This window comes from Halorhodospira sp. 9621 (assembly GCF_022228055.1).
Lineage (GTDB): Bacteria > Pseudomonadota > Gammaproteobacteria > Nitrococcales > Halorhodospiraceae > Halorhodospira > Halorhodospira halophila_A.
Map to the genome: position 1 here is coordinate 1 of NZ_JAJNRD010000108.1, position 544 is coordinate 544.

1 protein-coding gene is annotated in these 544 nt (G+C 64.2%); it reads right to left on the reverse strand.

Annotated features, from left to right (window positions below):
- Positions 1 to 193: 193 nt before the first annotated feature.
- The coding region (locus tag LRF89_RS13320) for a transposase (protein WP_238637385.1) at positions 194 to 544 on the reverse strand (351 nt) is incomplete at its 5' end.

Sequence of the window (544 nt, forward strand, 5' to 3'; positions counted from 1 at the left end):
GATACGTGTAGCGAATAAGTCCCAGCGCCTAACAGGGTGCTGAGAAACTCAGTGCTCGAGGCCGCTGGGGACCCGGAATGAAGCCGCTCATAGACGATAATCGACGAGGTGAAGGGGGCCGGCAGGGAGGATGCCCTGCCTCCGCGCCCGTCGGGCGCCTGCGTGCAGGGGGTGGAGGCACACCACCCCCATCTCAGCAGGCCCCGAGTAGCTTCGGCGTGCGGACCAGGTTGTAGGCCAAGGCATGGAAGCTGAACTCCCACCCCACCCGGTCCGGGCCAATGAACCTCGTCTTGCGCAGGCTACCGACCGTCTTGGACCAGCCGAAGAACTCCTCGACACGCTTGCGGATGCGTTGACTGACCTCGTACCCCGGATGACGGGTCGTGCGCTGGTCGATGGCATTGAAGCGGCGTTTCTGGGCGACATGGGGCGTGACCTCGCATTGGCGCATGCGGCGGACGAACTCCCGGGTGTTGTAGCCGGCATCGGCGGCGAGTGTCAGACGGCCTCTTTCCGAGGGGATGTTGCGAATCATCTCCAA